Annotated in this window: 11 protein-coding genes and 1 rRNA gene; 2 read left to right on the top strand and 10 right to left on the bottom strand. The window is 70.6% G+C overall.

The features are described from left to right. Window positions 1–33 precede the first annotated feature (33 nt). Window positions 34–150: ribosomal RNA gene (gene rrf, locus DEJ47_RS17970) — 5S ribosomal RNA — on the top strand. 111 nt (window positions 151–261) lie between these two features. On the opposite strand, the gene DEJ47_RS17965 is transcribed toward rrf, so the two are convergent. From DEJ47_RS17965 to DEJ47_RS17945, 5 genes are all read right to left on the bottom strand, one after another. Then, window positions 262–936, bottom strand: coding sequence for a response regulator (locus tag DEJ47_RS17965; protein WP_150169591.1), 675 nt, complete (start codon window positions 934–936; stop codon window positions 262–264). Window positions 937–945: 9 nt separating this feature from the next. Beyond that, a complete protein-coding gene (locus DEJ47_RS17960; RefSeq protein ID WP_223828398.1) occupies window positions 946–2,184 on the bottom strand; it encodes a sensor histidine kinase in 1,239 nt (412 codons plus the stop codon). Between the two features lie 53 nt (window positions 2,185–2,237). Beyond that, window positions 2,238–3,029 (bottom strand): ABC transporter permease, encoded by a 792-nt coding sequence (locus tag DEJ47_RS17955; RefSeq protein WP_150169587.1) that lies wholly within the window; start codon window positions 3,027–3,029, stop codon window positions 2,238–2,240. Then, a complete protein-coding gene (locus DEJ47_RS17950; protein WP_150169585.1) occupies window positions 3,026–3,979 on the bottom strand; it encodes an ATP-binding cassette domain-containing protein in 954 nt (317 codons plus the stop codon). The genes DEJ47_RS17955 and DEJ47_RS17950 overlap by 4 nt, the downstream gene beginning before the upstream one ends. A 135-nt stretch (window positions 3,980–4,114) precedes the next feature. After that, window positions 4,115–5,089, bottom strand: coding sequence for a helix-turn-helix transcriptional regulator (locus DEJ47_RS17945; RefSeq protein ID WP_150169583.1), 975 nt, complete (start codon window positions 5,087–5,089; stop codon window positions 4,115–4,117). A 109-nt stretch (window positions 5,090–5,198) separates the two neighbouring features. Between DEJ47_RS17945 and DEJ47_RS17940 the strand changes: the two genes are divergently transcribed. Next, a complete protein-coding gene (locus tag DEJ47_RS17940) occupies window positions 5,199–5,927 on the top strand; it encodes an SDR family NAD(P)-dependent oxidoreductase (RefSeq protein ID WP_190415453.1) in 729 nt (242 codons plus the stop codon). Window positions 5,928–5,957: 30 nt separating this feature from the next. On the opposite strand, the gene DEJ47_RS17935 is transcribed toward DEJ47_RS17940, so the two are convergent. The 5 genes from DEJ47_RS17935 to DEJ47_RS17915 form a co-directional block, all read right to left on the bottom strand. Continuing rightward, window positions 5,958–7,439, bottom strand: coding sequence for a type IV secretory system conjugative DNA transfer family protein (locus tag DEJ47_RS17935; protein WP_411757266.1), 1,482 nt, complete (start codon window positions 7,437–7,439; stop codon window positions 5,958–5,960). A gap of 394 nt (window positions 7,440–7,833) precedes the next feature. Further along, on the bottom strand, window positions 7,834–9,234 hold the full coding sequence (locus DEJ47_RS17930) for an ATP-binding protein (RefSeq protein ID WP_150169578.1): 1,401 nt from the start codon (window positions 9,232–9,234) through the stop codon (window positions 7,834–7,836). Between the two features lie 46 nt (window positions 9,235–9,280). Continuing rightward, window positions 9,281–10,840 (bottom strand): SCO6880 family protein, encoded by a 1,560-nt coding sequence (locus DEJ47_RS17925; protein ID WP_150169576.1) that lies wholly within the window; start codon window positions 10,838–10,840, stop codon window positions 9,281–9,283. Further along, complete coding sequence (locus tag DEJ47_RS17920) at window positions 10,837–12,195, bottom strand: hypothetical protein (RefSeq protein ID WP_150169574.1); 1,359 nt, start codon at window positions 12,193–12,195, stop codon at window positions 10,837–10,839. The genes DEJ47_RS17925 and DEJ47_RS17920 overlap by 4 nt, the downstream gene beginning before the upstream one ends. Further along, complete coding sequence (locus DEJ47_RS17915; protein ID WP_150169572.1) at window positions 12,185–13,030, bottom strand: hypothetical protein; 846 nt, start codon at window positions 13,028–13,030, stop codon at window positions 12,185–12,187. Before DEJ47_RS17915 ends, DEJ47_RS17920 begins: the two co-directional genes overlap by 11 nt. Window positions 13,031–13,177 lie beyond the last annotated feature (147 nt).

Below are 13,177 nucleotides of genomic sequence, written 5' to 3'. Positions count from 1 at the left end.
TCACGCATGGTGCGGTTGACAGTTTCATAGTGTTTCGGTGGTCATAGCGTGAGGGAAACGCCCGGTTACATTCCGAACCCGGAAGCTAAGCCTCACAGCGCCGATGGTACTGCAGGGGGGACCCTGTGGGAGAGTAGGACGCCGCCGAACTTTTTTTGGGAAAACCCCCGCACCTCACGGTGCGGGGGTTTTCTGCGTTTACGGGTTCCGAGGTTCTGGAGTTCCGGGGTTGTGGAGTTCCGGAGTTCTGGTCATTTTGCTTTATGACGGTGTCACCAGTTTCGTGTCGTACGCCAGGATCACCGCTTGCACTCTGTCCCTCGTTCCCGTTTTCGAGAGAATGCGGCCCACGTGCGTTTTCACCGTGGATTCCGCGAGATGAAGGCGCGAAGCGATCTCCGCGTTCGTCCAGCCCTGGCCTATGACCGTCAGGATTTCGCGTTCCCGGTGGGTGAGGGACGACAGGCGCGGGTCCGCCGCGGGGTCGGCGGCGACCGTGCCGGACGTCGTCGGCAAGTGGTCCGCGTACGCGTCGAGAAGCCGCCGGGTCAGGCTCGGGGCGACCACCGCGTCGCCCGATGCGACCGCGCGGATTCCTGAGAGGAGTTCCTCGGGCAGCGCGTCCTTGATGAGGAAGCCGGACGCTCCGGCGCGGAGACCCGCGTACGCGTACTCGTCGAGGTCGAACGTCGTCAGGATGAGGACGCGCGTGCGGTCGCCCGACGCGACGATGCGGCGTGTGGCCTCGATGCCGTCGAGTCCCGGCATGCGGATGTCCATCAGGACGACGTCCGGGTTCAGTTCGGCGGTCATGCGGACCGCCTCACTGCCGTTGCCCGCCTCGCCGGCCACTGTCATGTCGTCCTGACTCTCCAGGAGCATGCGGAAACCGAAACGCTGCATGGGCTGGTCGTCGACGATGAGCACGGTCGTCACGTTGCTGTCTCACTGTCCTTCGGGAACCTTCGGGAGATGGAGGCGCACCCGCCAGCCGCCGGACGGGCGAGGCAGCGGGCCGGCCTCAAGTGTGCCCTCGTACAAAGCTGTTCGCTCGCGCATTCCCGTCAGGCCGCGGCCCTTGCCCGAGGGCCGGGAACCGCCCGCACCCGTGTCCGTCACCTCCACCGTCACCCCGCCCTCCCCGTACGTGACGTCGACCGTCGCCGTCGCGCCCGAGCCGCCGTGCTTCAGGGTGTTCGTGAGGGCCTCCTGCACGACCCGGTACACCGTGAGCTGACGACCCGCGGGGACGGAGTCAGGGCTGCCCTGCACAGTGGTCCGTACGGGGAGGCCCGCCGCCCGTACGCCGTCGATGAGCTGGTCCAGGTCGGTCAGAGCGGGCTGAGGGGCCAGTTCGGCGGGGGTGGGGGTCTCGTCGCGCAGGACGTCCAGGAGGCGGCGGAGCTCACCGAGGGCCTGGCGGCTGGTGCTGCCGATCGCCTCCAGCGCCTGGGCCGCACGCTCCGGGGACTTGGCGGCCGCGTACGAACCGCCGTCCGCGAGGCCCGTGATGACGGAGAGGTTGTGGCCGATGATGTCGTGCATCTCGCGGGCTATGCGCGTACGTTCGGCTGCTGCCGCGAGCTGCGCCTGCTGGTCGCGTTCCACCTCCAGCTGCCGGGCGCGCTCCACGAGGGCCTCGGTGTAGTCCTGGCGGGAGCGCACCGCGATGCCGAGCAGGGCGACCACGGCGTACGCCCACAGGTTCGGGATGATCTGCTGGTCCCAGCTGTCCTCGGGATAGCGGGCCGCGCCCACGACGAGCGGCACCGTCATCATCAGGCCCGCCCGGCCGAGCGTCCGCAGGGGCAGCCGCATCGCGATGCTGAAGAGCACGAGCATCTGGATCAGCGCCGCCTGAAGCATGGCGCCGCTCCAGCTGCTGACCAGAGCCGTCGCCACCATCACGGTGAGGACCGCCATCGGATGCCTGCGGCGCCACAGCACGGGCAGCGAGAGCCCCATGCTCATCAGGAAGACCAACCAGCCGGGGACTTCCGTGTTGGGTGCCACATTGCGCCAGCCGCCGCCCGCGTCGACGAGGGCGGCGGCCACGAAGAACGTGGTCACCAGGACATCCCAGACGAGCGGGCGGCGCCTGTCGAAGGCGCGCACCCGCTGGGTCAGTCGCTGGAGGAACTGCGTGAGGGGTTGCGGTTCGGGCACGGCCTTCGGCTCGGTCACTGCCTCATCCTCGTACAGGAAACATCAGTCGGGACCTGATACGGCGGGCGGGCTCATACATCGCGGCGCTTGAGGAGCATCGTCGCCGCCGCCATGATGGCCGCCGCCCACAGGACGAGTGTGCAGACGGCCGCGCCCGGCGCGATGGTGTTCTCCACGCGGGCCACCGAGCCGAGGGAACTCGCGGCCTGGGCGGGGAAGTACTTCATGGCGGTGTCCACGGCGCCGAACGGCAGCATCGACAGGACCTCGGGCAGGATCAGGACCGTCGCGACGAACGCGCCGATGGCTCCGGGCACCGAGCGGAACAGGGCACCCAGAGCCAGCGCGACGAGGCTCAGCAGGGTGAGGGAGACGGCGCTGGTCGTGAGGGCGCCGAAGACGCCCGGGTCGGTGAGCGACAGCTCCTTGTCCGTGTCCGCGAGCCAGATCTGGGCGACGAGGAACGTCACGACGTTCGTCGCGAGGGACAGGGTGAACGCGACCGCCGCGAACACACCGGCCTTTGACCACAGGACGGGCACGCGGCGCGGGACCGCGGCGAGTGAGGAACGGATCATGCCCGTCGAGTACTCGCCCGCGGTGACGAGGATGCCGAGGACGGCGAGGCAGATCTGGGACAGCTGCGTGCCGAACAGGGTGAAGACGATGGTGTCCACCTCGGCGTCGTCGCCGTCGTACGTGGCGCCCATGGTGATGCCCACCGCGAGGACCAGCGCGCTCGCGGTGATCAGGGTGATCCACGTCGAGCGGAGCGTCCACAGCTTGTGCCACTCGGAGCGGATGACGCCCTTGGTGCTGAGGCGGTACATGGGGGCAGTGGGTGTGGTGCGGGCGGGGGTCATGCCGCGGCTCCTTCCGTGTGGCGGGTCACCGGGTTGTTCGTCGAGGCGACGTAGTCGACCGAGTCCCGCGTCAGGTCCATGAAGGCCTGCTCCAACGACGCCGTGTGCGGGGTGAGTTCGAAGAGCGGGATGCCGTGGGCCGCGGCGGTGCGGCCGATGTGCTCGGCGTCGGTGCCGCGTACGTCGAGGACGCCCGGGGTGTCACCGGAGATCCGCACGTCCGGCCCCGCGAGCAGTTCGGTCAGGCGGCCGGCCTCGGGGGTCACGACCTTGACCGAGCCGGAGCCCGACTCGCGGACGAAGCGTTCGACGGTGGTGTCGGCGAGGAGCTTGCCGCGGCCGATGATGATCAGGTGCTCGGCGGTCAGTGCCATCTCGCTCATGAGGTGCGACGAGACGAGGACCGTACGGCCCTCCGCCGCCAGGGACTTGAGGAGGTTGCGGATCCACAGGACGCCCTCGGGGTCGAGGCCGTTGACCGGCTCGTCGAGGATCACCGTGGCCGGGTCGCCGAGCAGGGCGGCGGCGATGCCGAGGCGCTGCCCCATGCCGAGGGAGAAGCCTTTGACGCGTCTGCGGGCGACCTCGTGGATGCCGGCCAGGTCCAGGACCGCGTCGACGCGGCTCCTCGGGATGGAGTGGGTGTGGGCGAGTGCCATGAGGTGGTGGTACGCGGAGCGGCCCGGGTGGACCGACCGCGCCTCCAGGAGCGCGCCGACCTCGTGGAGGGGCGCGGGGTGGCCCGCGTAGGCGCGGTCGCCGATGGTGGCGCGGCCGCTGGTGGGCGCGTCGAGGCCGATGAGCATCCGCATGGTGGTGGACTTGCCCGCCCCGTTGGGGCCGAGGAAGCCGGTGACGGTGCCGGGGAGCACCTCGAAGCTGAGGTCGTCGACGGCCTTCTTGGCGGACTCGCCGCCGTAGTGTTTGGTCAGTCCGTATGCCCTAATCATGTCTTCGATGGTGGCGTCGGCGGGGGCGCGGATCGTCGGACCGGGGGCGGGAAGTGGGGACCTGGGGGTAGTACCCGGGTACGACGGCGACCCTGAGATGCCCCTCGGCGGCTGCCGCTGCCCCGGCCACAGGTCCTAGAGCAGCTCCGGTTCCGTCCGCGCGATGAGGTAACCGAGCTGTGCCCGTGACTGCGAGCCCAACTCGGCCGACAGGGCCGCCACATGGCCCGCCACCGTGCGCCGCGACACCCCGAGGCGGCGCGCGACGGCGTCGTCCGTCAGGCCGGAGACGAGGAGCTTCATGACCGTGCGGCGTACCTCGTCGACGATCAGTGGTTCGCGGGTGCGGGCCGCGGACGGTTCGGCCACGGGGTGCGCCCGCTCCCAGGCCTCCTCGAAGGTGGCCACGAGGTGGGCTACGACGATGGGCTGCCGGACCTCCACGGTGCTGCGGCCGACGAGGTAGGCGACGCTGCCGTCGCACACGAGCAGGTGGCCGGTCAGCTGGTGCAGGGTGCGGACGCGTCCGCCCGCACGCTCGACGTCCTGGAGGTGCCGCCACTGCCCGGCATGGGTGCGGGCCGCGTGCGGGAAGAGGGCGCGGTGGGATACGCCGGTGCCGGTCGGGATGTGGGTGTGATGGGTGGTGCCCGGCCGGAGCGGGGGTTCGCCCGTCGGCCGGACGGTCAGGAGTTCCGTACGGCAGCCGCGTACGGCCTGCTCCAGGAGCGCGGGCACGGCGTCCGCGCCCTCGACGACCGTCAGCCAGTCCTGGGACTCGCGGCGCGCGGCCCGGTAGATGGCGTGGACCGACGAGAATCCGGCGCCGATCGACCGCAGCAACTCCTGCTGGGCGTCGAGCGACTCCCTCACGGGCTGCAGGAGTTCGGACTCCGCGACGTTCGGCGAGACCGGCACGAGGACGTCGGGGTCGTCCGGCGGCGGCGTCAGGAGACCCAGGCGTACGAGGCAGTGGGGTGCCGTCACGCGGGGCAGGCAGCCCTTGACGACCGCGGCCCGGTAGCGGCTCAGGCCCTCGGCGCAGGGGGCTTCCGCGGTGTCGTCGCAGCGGCAGCCGGTGCCGTCGGGGCCCTGTGCGTCATCGTGCATCGCATGATTATGCACCGCGTTTTCGAAGGCCGAGGCGGTGTATTGCAGTGAAACTCGAACCTGTACGGAGTACGCCCTTGGGATTCTAAGGAACAAGAACGTGGTTCATGTGAAGCAAACTCTCGCCCACCACACCGTCGTCATCACCGGCGCGGGCAGCGGCATCGGGCTCGCCACCGCCGAACTCGTCGCCCGGCGCGGCGCCCGCGTCGTCCTCACCGACCGCAGTGCGGAGGTGGTGCGTCGGCACGCCGAGCGGATCACCGAGCTGACCGGTGCGGAGGCCGATTACCGGGCGCTGGATGTCACGGACGGCGCCGCCGTCGAGGAGGTCATGGGATCGGTCGGCACCATCGACCACCTCTTCACCTGTGCGTCCGGCAGTGTCATCGCCCCGTTCGAGGAGCTCACGGAGGCCGACGTGCGCCGGTTCTTCGAGGTCAAGTGGTGGGGGCAGTACCGGTGCCTGCGGGCCGCGCTGCCGTATCTGCGCAGGGAGACGGGGTCGGTCACGCTCGTCTCCGGCTACCTCTACCGCAAGGCCGACCCGGGCTGCTTCGCGTTCGCCGCCGTCAACGGAGCGGTCGAGGCCGCGGTGAAGTCCCTCGCCATGGAGCTGGCGCCGCTCCGCGTCAACGCCCTCGCCCCCGGGCCGACCGACACGCACGCGCACGTGATGAGCCCCGAGGAGCACCGGGCCTACCGCGCGGAGATCGCGGAACGGCTGCCCGTGGGGCGGCCCGGCACGGCCGAGGAGGTCGCCCACGCGGCGGCGTACCTGATGGAGAACGCGTTCACGACCGGTACGACGCTGGACGTCGACGGCGGCAAGCGCTGACGTACGACTTGGATCCGGAGGGGCACGCGGCTACGTCACCGGCAGTTCGCTGTCCGGCCAGCGCGACCTGCCCTGCTCCCGCGACCGGAGCAGGGCCAGGGTCGGCAGGCCCCGGTCCGCGCCGGTGGCGAGCAGCTCCGGCAGCTGGGGCAGCGGAGCCACCGCGGCGACATCGTCCAGGACGAGCGTCATTGGTGGGTCGAGCCGACCGGAGGATGACCGTGCGGCCATGCGCCGGCCGTGCTCGACCACGCTGGAGGCGAGTGCCGTCAACAGGGGCATGGCACCCGGGCCTTGGCGGGACTTGGGATCCTCGATCGCCTCACCCACCACAAAAAGCGTGCCCCCTTCATCGACGAAGGAATCCAGGGAGAGCGCATCAGTTCGGTTCGGCGTGCAGGATTCGCGCACATGGACGGTGAAGAGCGCGGCCAGCGCCCGGGAGGTCAACTCCTGCGCGATGTCCCGCCGTTCGGGGTGCGCGGTGAGTGCCGCCTCCAGCTCGCCCGCGGAACCGGACGCGGCCTTCGGATGCGTACGGAGGATGCGTACCGCCTCCTGCACCTGGTTGCCCTGCGACCAGCGGTGCACGATCTTCATCGGCTTGTCCGCCACCGCGGCTGCGTGCAGGAAGCTGCGCATCAGGAGCTGGGCCGTGTCGGCCACGGCGACGTCCAGCTTCGAGGCGGGTCTTGTCGGGGCGAGGAGCGCGGCGGCACGGGTGTCCGCCGTCGCCTTGTCCGCGCAGCCGGAGGTGGGGGACCAGTGGAGGCGGGCGGGGGTGTCGCACAGGTGGGAGGGGTCGTAGAGCAGGACGGGCCCGAGCTTGGCCCGCGCGTCCTTCGTCTCGGCCCACAGGGTCGGGTCGGAGGTCAGGACGAGCGCGGCCCCTTCGGCGTCCTGCACGGCCTGTACGGCGAGGGGGCGACGGGTGGCGGGGTCGCCGAGGACCAGGGGGGTGCGGGGGGTGGGGACGGAGGGGGCTGTGGGGGTGGTGGGGGTGGTGGGGGGTGTGTCGGCGGCGGGCGCGGCGCCGACGGGGGTTGGGGTTGCGTACTCGACGGGGGTGGGGGTGGGGGTGGGCGTGAAGGTGTGGAGGGGGAGGGGGTCTGTGGTCGGGAGGGGGGCGCCCGGTTGGGGCGGAGCGGGTGCCGGTGCGGGGGAGGGGGACTGCCCGGGTCCCGGTGCCGGGGCGGCCGGGGCGGCCGGTGTCGGAGGCGCTGCTGCACCAGGAGCCGGAATCGCACCAGGAGCCGGAAGCGCACCAGGAACCGGTGTCGGAGCCGGGACCGCACCAGGAGCCTGGGCTGGACCTGGTGCCGGAACCGCACCAGGAGCCGGAGCCGGACCTGGGGCCGCAAGGGGAGGACCGGCCGGACCGCCGAACCCACCGGCCTCGACCGGCGCGGCAGCCGATCCCGGGGCTTCCGCCCCCGTCACCACACCCGCGTCCGCGCCCGCGTCCTCCCGGCGAGCCCTCCGAACCGCGCGCCACCGCGTCACCGTGCCCATGACGAAGATGGTCATGACCAGCAGCACCATCAGCTGGCCGATGAACAGGCCCCAGAACAGGCCGTACCCCGACAGCTGGTCCGGCGGGGTCTCCGGCCATGCGCCCGCGACGTCCTGGGGGTTGCCGATCAAGTGGCGTACCGCGGGGGGTGTATGGCCGAACGAGACCTTCTCCGGCCAGGCGCCCCGCGCGAACCGTCCCGCGAGGTTCGTCGCGGACCAGACGAGCACCGTGGCCCCGATCAGAAGCCCAAGGAAACCCACCAGGAGGCCGTCCGGGACCCCACCGGAGCCGGGGCCAGAACCGGAGCCGGAGCGTCCGCCGCCGCCTCCGCCCCGGGACCCGCCCCGATCCGCCGGACCCCGCCCGTGCGGGGACCGCCCCCGCTCCCACTCATCCCGCATGCTGCTCCATGTACGCCGCCCGCTCCTCCGCCTCCAGTTCCGCCGCCCGCAGCGCGTCGTCGGACGGGGCGTCGTGGGGCAGGTCGGACGACGACTCGGTCATGGCGCGGTCGGTGAAGACCAGCGGCCGTTCCGTCTCGGTGATGAGGTGCTTCACCACCTGTACGTTGCCGTTCACGTCCCAGACCGCGATGCCGGGCGTGAGCGTGGGGATGATCTCCACCGCCCACCTGGGCAGCCCGAGGACCCGTCCCGTCGCCCGTGCCTCGTCCGCTTTCTGGGCGTAGATCGTCCGGGTCGAGGCCATCTTCAGGATGGCCGCCGCCTCCTTGGCCGCGGCGCCGTCGACGACGTCGCTCAGGTGGTGGACCACCGCCACGAACGACAGGCCGAGCCGTCGGCCGAACTTCAGGAGGCGCTGGAACAGCTGGGCGACGAAGGGTGAGTTGATGATGTGCCACGCCTCCTCCACCAGGAAGATGCGCTTCTTGCGGTCCGGACGGATCCAGGTGTGTTCGAGCCAGACGCCGACGATCGCCATCAGGATCGGCATCGCGATCGAGTTGCGGTCGATGTGCGAGAGGTCGAAGACGATGAGGGGCGCGTCGAGGTCGATGCCCACCGTCGTCGGGCCGTCGAACATGCCGCGCAGGTCACCGTCGACCAGGCGGTCGAGGACCAGTGCGACGTCCAGACCCCACGCCCGCACGTCGTCTATGGCCACGTTCATGGCCTCGGCCGACTCCGGCTCCGGGTGGCGCAGCTGCTCCACGATGTCCGTCAGGACGGGCTGACGCTCCACGATCGTCTCGTTCACGTAGGCGTGGGCGACCTTCAGCGCGAAGCCCGACCGCTCGTCGAGCCCGTGCCCCATCGCGACCTCGATGATGGTCCGCAGGAGCGCGAGCTGGCCGGTCGTCGTGATCGCCGGGTCCAGCGGATTCAGCCGGATGCCCATGTCCAGCGCGGCCGTCGGGTCGAGGCGGATGGGCGTTATCCCCAGCTCCTGGGCGATGAGGTTCCACTCGCCCACCCCGTCCTCGCCCTGCGCGTCCAGGACGACGACCTGCCGGTCCTTGAAGCGCAGCTGCCGCAGCACGTACGTCTTCTCCAGCGCCGACTTGCCGTTGCCCGACTCGCCGAGCACCAGCCAGTGCGGTGCGGGCAGCTGCTGCCCGTACAGCTGGAAGGGGTCGTAGATGTACCCCTTGCCGGAGTACACCTCACGCCCGATGATCACGCCCGAGTCGCCGAGGCCCGGCGCGGCCGTCGGGAGGTAGACCGCCTGGGCCTGCCCCGTGGACGTGCGCACCGGAAGCCTGGTCGTCTCGACCTTCCCGAAGAGGAAGGAGGTGAAGGCGTCCGTGAGGACGGTCAGCGGATCCCGCATCGCAACAGCCTGCCTCTACGTCGTTACCGTCTAGCGCTCGCGCGCTCTAGCGTCGGATGCCGGTCGCGAACGGCAGCGTGTTGACGAAGGCCCTGTGGTGCTCGCGGTCGCACCACTCCAGCTTCAGATACGACTTGCCGGCGGAGGCGCGAATCGTGCGCTTGTCGCGCGCGAGCGCCTCCGGGGAACGGGAAGAGACCGTGATGTACCCGACGAGGTTCACGCCCGCCGCGCCGCTCGCCAGGTCCTCGCCGCGCTGGTCGAGGCGGGAGTGCGAGGCGATGTCGCGGGGGTCGACCGTGCGGTTCATCTTGGCCTGGCGGCTCGCCTCCGCCTCGTCGTTCGTCTTCTCGGTGAGCATCCGCTCGATGGCGACCTCGGTGGGTTCGAGGTCCATCGTCACGGCCACCGTCCTGATGACGTCCGGGGTGTGGACGAGCAGCGGGGCGAGGAAGTTGACGCCGACGGGGGTCATCGGCCACTCCTTCACCCAGGCCGTGGCGTGGCACCACGGGGCGCGGGTGGAGGACTCGCGGGTCTTCGCCTGGAGGTAGGTGGGCTCCATGGCGTCGAGCTCGGCGGGCCAGGCGTTGCGCTTCGTCATCGCCTGGATGTGGTCGATCGGGTGGTCCGGGTCGTACATGGAGTGCACCAGCGAGGAGAGGCGCCCCTGCCCGAGCGGCTGCCGCACCCGGATGTCGGCCTCCTGGAGGCGCGAACAGATGTCGGTGAGCTCGCGCGCCATCACGACGGCGAGCCCGGCGTCCTTGTCGAGCTTCCTGCCGCCGACCGGGCGGGCCGCGCGGGCCATCGCCTGGGCCTCGGCGGCGAGGTCACGGGAGTAGTGCATGCAGGCGACGAGGTAGGCGCGGTGCTGCTCGCTGCTGGTGGACACCATCGACTGCAGCTGGTCGTACGACTGCTGGAGCCAGGGCAGCGCCCGGTCGTCGCCGCGCACGCTGACGTCCTTGGCGTGCGCGTCGGGGTCGGCGGGCAGCGTACGCGCGAGCATCTGCAGCCGGGTCACGAAGCCGTCCCCGTTGGCGACGTGCTTGAGGAGCGTGCCGAAGCGGTCGACGAGGGCCTCCTGGTCCTCGCTGTCGCGCAGCCCGACGCCGGGCCCCTCGATCTCGATCGCCGCGGTGACGGTCCGCCGGTCGGCGTGCAGCAGCACGGCGATCTCGTCCGGGCCGAAGGGCGCGGCCAGCCAGCTGATGCGGCCGATGCCGGGCGGCGGCCCGACCTCGACCTCCCGCCCGTCGAGCCGGACGCCCGCCTCGGGGGCGGCGGAACGGTAGGCGGTACCGCGCTTCAGAGAGCGCTTGTAGGTCCGATTGATCTCGAACCACTTGTAGAACGTCCGCCCCTTGTACGGGACGTACACCGCCGCGATGGCGAGCATCGGCAGGCCGGTGAGCAGCACGATGCGCAGGGAGAGGACGGGGACGAGGAGACCGCACATCATGCCGAGGAAGGCGCCCACGATGATCAGGGCGATCTCCCCGGTCTCGCGGTTCTTGCCGACGATCGCGTTCGGCCGGGCGCGGCCGATCAGATATGTACGGCGGGGCGCGACCGGCTGGGACAGGTGGGACTGGGTCGTCAACGCCCTTCACCTCCCGTGCGGTTGGTACTGCTGCTGCGTGAACCGCCGCGGTGGCCCGCGTGCGGGGTGTCCGTCGCGCTGCTGCGCGGCGGGGGTGCGGCGGAGGGGACAGATCCGCCGCCGTTGGAGGAGCCGCCGCCGGTGGATCCGCGGCTGCTGTGGGCGGCGACGCCGCCGCTGGCGGGGTTGGCGGGGCGGGCCTGGTTGTTCCCGCCGCCCTGACTGCCTCCACCGCCGCTCCCGTTCCCGCGGGCACTGTGGGTCTTGATGCCCTGCGAGACGAGGGAGGCGGGGGAGCTGATCACGGCGGCGGCCTTGTTCTCGGCGCCGCGCATGATCCGGTTGTTGCGGGAGTTGGCGATCTCGTCCCCGAAGCCGGGGACGAACCGGTAGATCATGGCGCTCGCGAAGATGGCGAGCAGGATGATCGAGAGCCCGGAGACGACCGCGGAGAACGAGTCGGGTCCGTCGTCGGCGGAGAGCGCGCCGGCGAGACCCAGCACGATGACGATGATCGGCTTCACGAGGATGACGGCGATCATGATGCCCGCCCAGCGGCGGACGTGCGTCCACAGGTTCTTGTCGACGAGACCCGCGTACACGACGGTGCCGAGGAGCGCTCCTACGTAGAGGAGTGCCGCCCTGATGACGAGTTCGAGCCAGAGGACGCCGGCGGCGAGGATCGACACGAGCGAGACGACGATCAGCATGATCGGTCCCCCTCCGATGTCCTCGCCCTTCTTCAGCGCGCCGGAGAACGTCCCGAAGAACGTGTCCGTCTGACCGCCCGTCGCTTTCGCGATGACGTCGGTGACGCCGTCCGTCGCGGAGACGACGGTGTAGAGGATCAGGGGGGTGAAGGCGGAGGCGAGGACGGTGAGCCAGAGGAAGCCGATGGCCTCGGACAGGGCGGTGGTGAGCGGCACGCCGCGCACTGCCCTCTTCGCCACGGCGAGGAGCCACAGGAGCAGCGTCAGGACGGTCGACGCGGCGAAGACGACGGCGTACTGCTGCAGGAACTCCGGGTTCGTGAAGTCGACGTTCGCCGTCTCCTTCACGGCGTCCGAGAGCTTGTCGACGGTCCAGGAGGCGGCGTCGGCACAGCCCTTGGCCAGGGAGCTGAGGGGGTCCAGGGAGTCGCCGAGGGGGGGCTCGGTGGGGTAACTTCCGCCGCCGCTTCCGCTGCTTTCCTGGCCTTTTTCGCAGTATTTTTTGGCGGGGCCGTGGATGAGGTCGCAGGCGTCCTCGTCCTTGGGGTCCGGCGCGGCGACGGCACGCGTCGCGAGCAGGATCGCAGCGGTCTGGACGGCGGCGACGCTGGCGCCGAGTCGGAGCACACGGCGGCTACCGGGCATAGGTGAACCCTCCGTATCCTTCGACGGCCTTGGCGATCTCGTCGGAGTTGGACGCACGATCGTCGCCCGGGACCGGGGCGGGGCCGTCCTTCTGGGAGTGCGTGACCGCCTTCCAGTCGCCGTCGATCCACGCCAGCTCCATGGTCAGAGTGAACCAACTGTTAGTGACCGGTTTGGTGGACTTCTCCCCGGCGAGGCCCAGCAGACCGCTGCACCAGACCTCAACGGTCGCCTTGCCCTCCGAGAAGGCGGTGACCTTGGTTCCTACCGGGGTCGTGCGGGAGATGAACTGGTAGCCGCTCGGCGTCGAGCCGTCCTCGTTCAGGCCCACGTTCTTGAAGAACGGCGCGGTGTAGGCCTTGTCCAGCTCGGTCTGGAACTTGGCCACGCTGGATGGAGCCATGACGGTGTTCAGGATGGCGTTGCGCTTGTTCTTGTCGAACATCTCCGCCGAGCCGAGGGGCACGGCGAAGTTCGCCGCCGCGCTCTCGGCACCTTGCTTGGTCTTGGCGAAGCCGGAGGCGATCCCACCGGTCTTGCCGCCCACCGGCTTTGTTCCCGAAGCGGCCGTCGGCGACGCCGCGGCCTTGTCCCCGTCGTCCCGTCCGGAGGACGAGTCATCGCCCCCCCGATTGGCGAAGGCGATCGCCGCGATGAGGAGGACCACGACGCCCACGACCGTGACGAGGCTGCGGGAGGACGTGCGGCCGCCGCGCGGGGATCTGCGCATGCCGCCGTAGACGTCGTCGCCCCCACCCTCCCCCTCGGGAAGCCGCGTCCGGGTCTCGCCCGAGCCGCCGAAGAGCCCGTCGTTCCGGTTGTCGTCGGGACTCATGCCGCGCACGCCCCCTCAACCTCTCGCTGGACCGTCTCGTAGGACACGTATGACGGTAGCCCTGCTGGTTCCCGCGCGGGCGCGGTGTGGTGACTCGACATCAGGGAGTTGCAACCTCAGCCGGTGGGCACGACGGACGGGTGGGGG

The sequence above is a fragment of the Streptomyces venezuelae genome, from assembly GCF_008642355.1.
In the GTDB taxonomy this organism is placed as follows: Bacteria; Actinomycetota; Actinomycetes; order Streptomycetales; family Streptomycetaceae; genus Streptomyces; species Streptomyces venezuelae_B.
This window is presented reverse-complemented; position numbering and strand designations above follow the sequence as displayed.

What these genes read in the sequence shown, in the direction of transcription:
- DEJ47_RS17955 (WP_150169587.1), bottom strand. Translation starts at nt 3,029, where the DNA reads ATGACCCCCGCCCGCACCACACCCACTGCCCCCATGTACCGCCTCAGC.
- DEJ47_RS17950 (WP_150169585.1), bottom strand. Translation starts at nt 3,979, where the DNA reads ATGATTAGGGCATACGGACTGACCAAACACTACGGCGGCGAGTCCGCC.
- DEJ47_RS17945 (WP_150169583.1), bottom strand. Translation starts at nt 5,089, where the DNA reads ATGCACGATGACGCACAGGGCCCCGACGGCACCGGCTGCCGCTGCGAC.
- DEJ47_RS17935 (WP_411757266.1), bottom strand. Translation starts at nt 7,439, where the DNA reads ATGGGCACGGTGACGCGGTGGCGCGCGGTTCGGAGGGCTCGCCGGGAG.
- DEJ47_RS17930 (WP_150169578.1), bottom strand. Translation starts at nt 9,234, where the DNA reads ATGCGGGATCCGCTGACCGTCCTCACGGACGCCTTCACCTCCTTCCTC.
- DEJ47_RS17920 (WP_150169574.1), bottom strand. Translation starts at nt 12,195, where the DNA reads ATGCCCGGTAGCCGCCGTGTGCTCCGACTCGGCGCCAGCGTCGCCGCC.
- DEJ47_RS17915 (WP_150169572.1), bottom strand. Translation starts at nt 13,030, where the DNA reads ATGAGTCCCGACGACAACCGGAACGACGGGCTCTTCGGCGGCTCGGGC.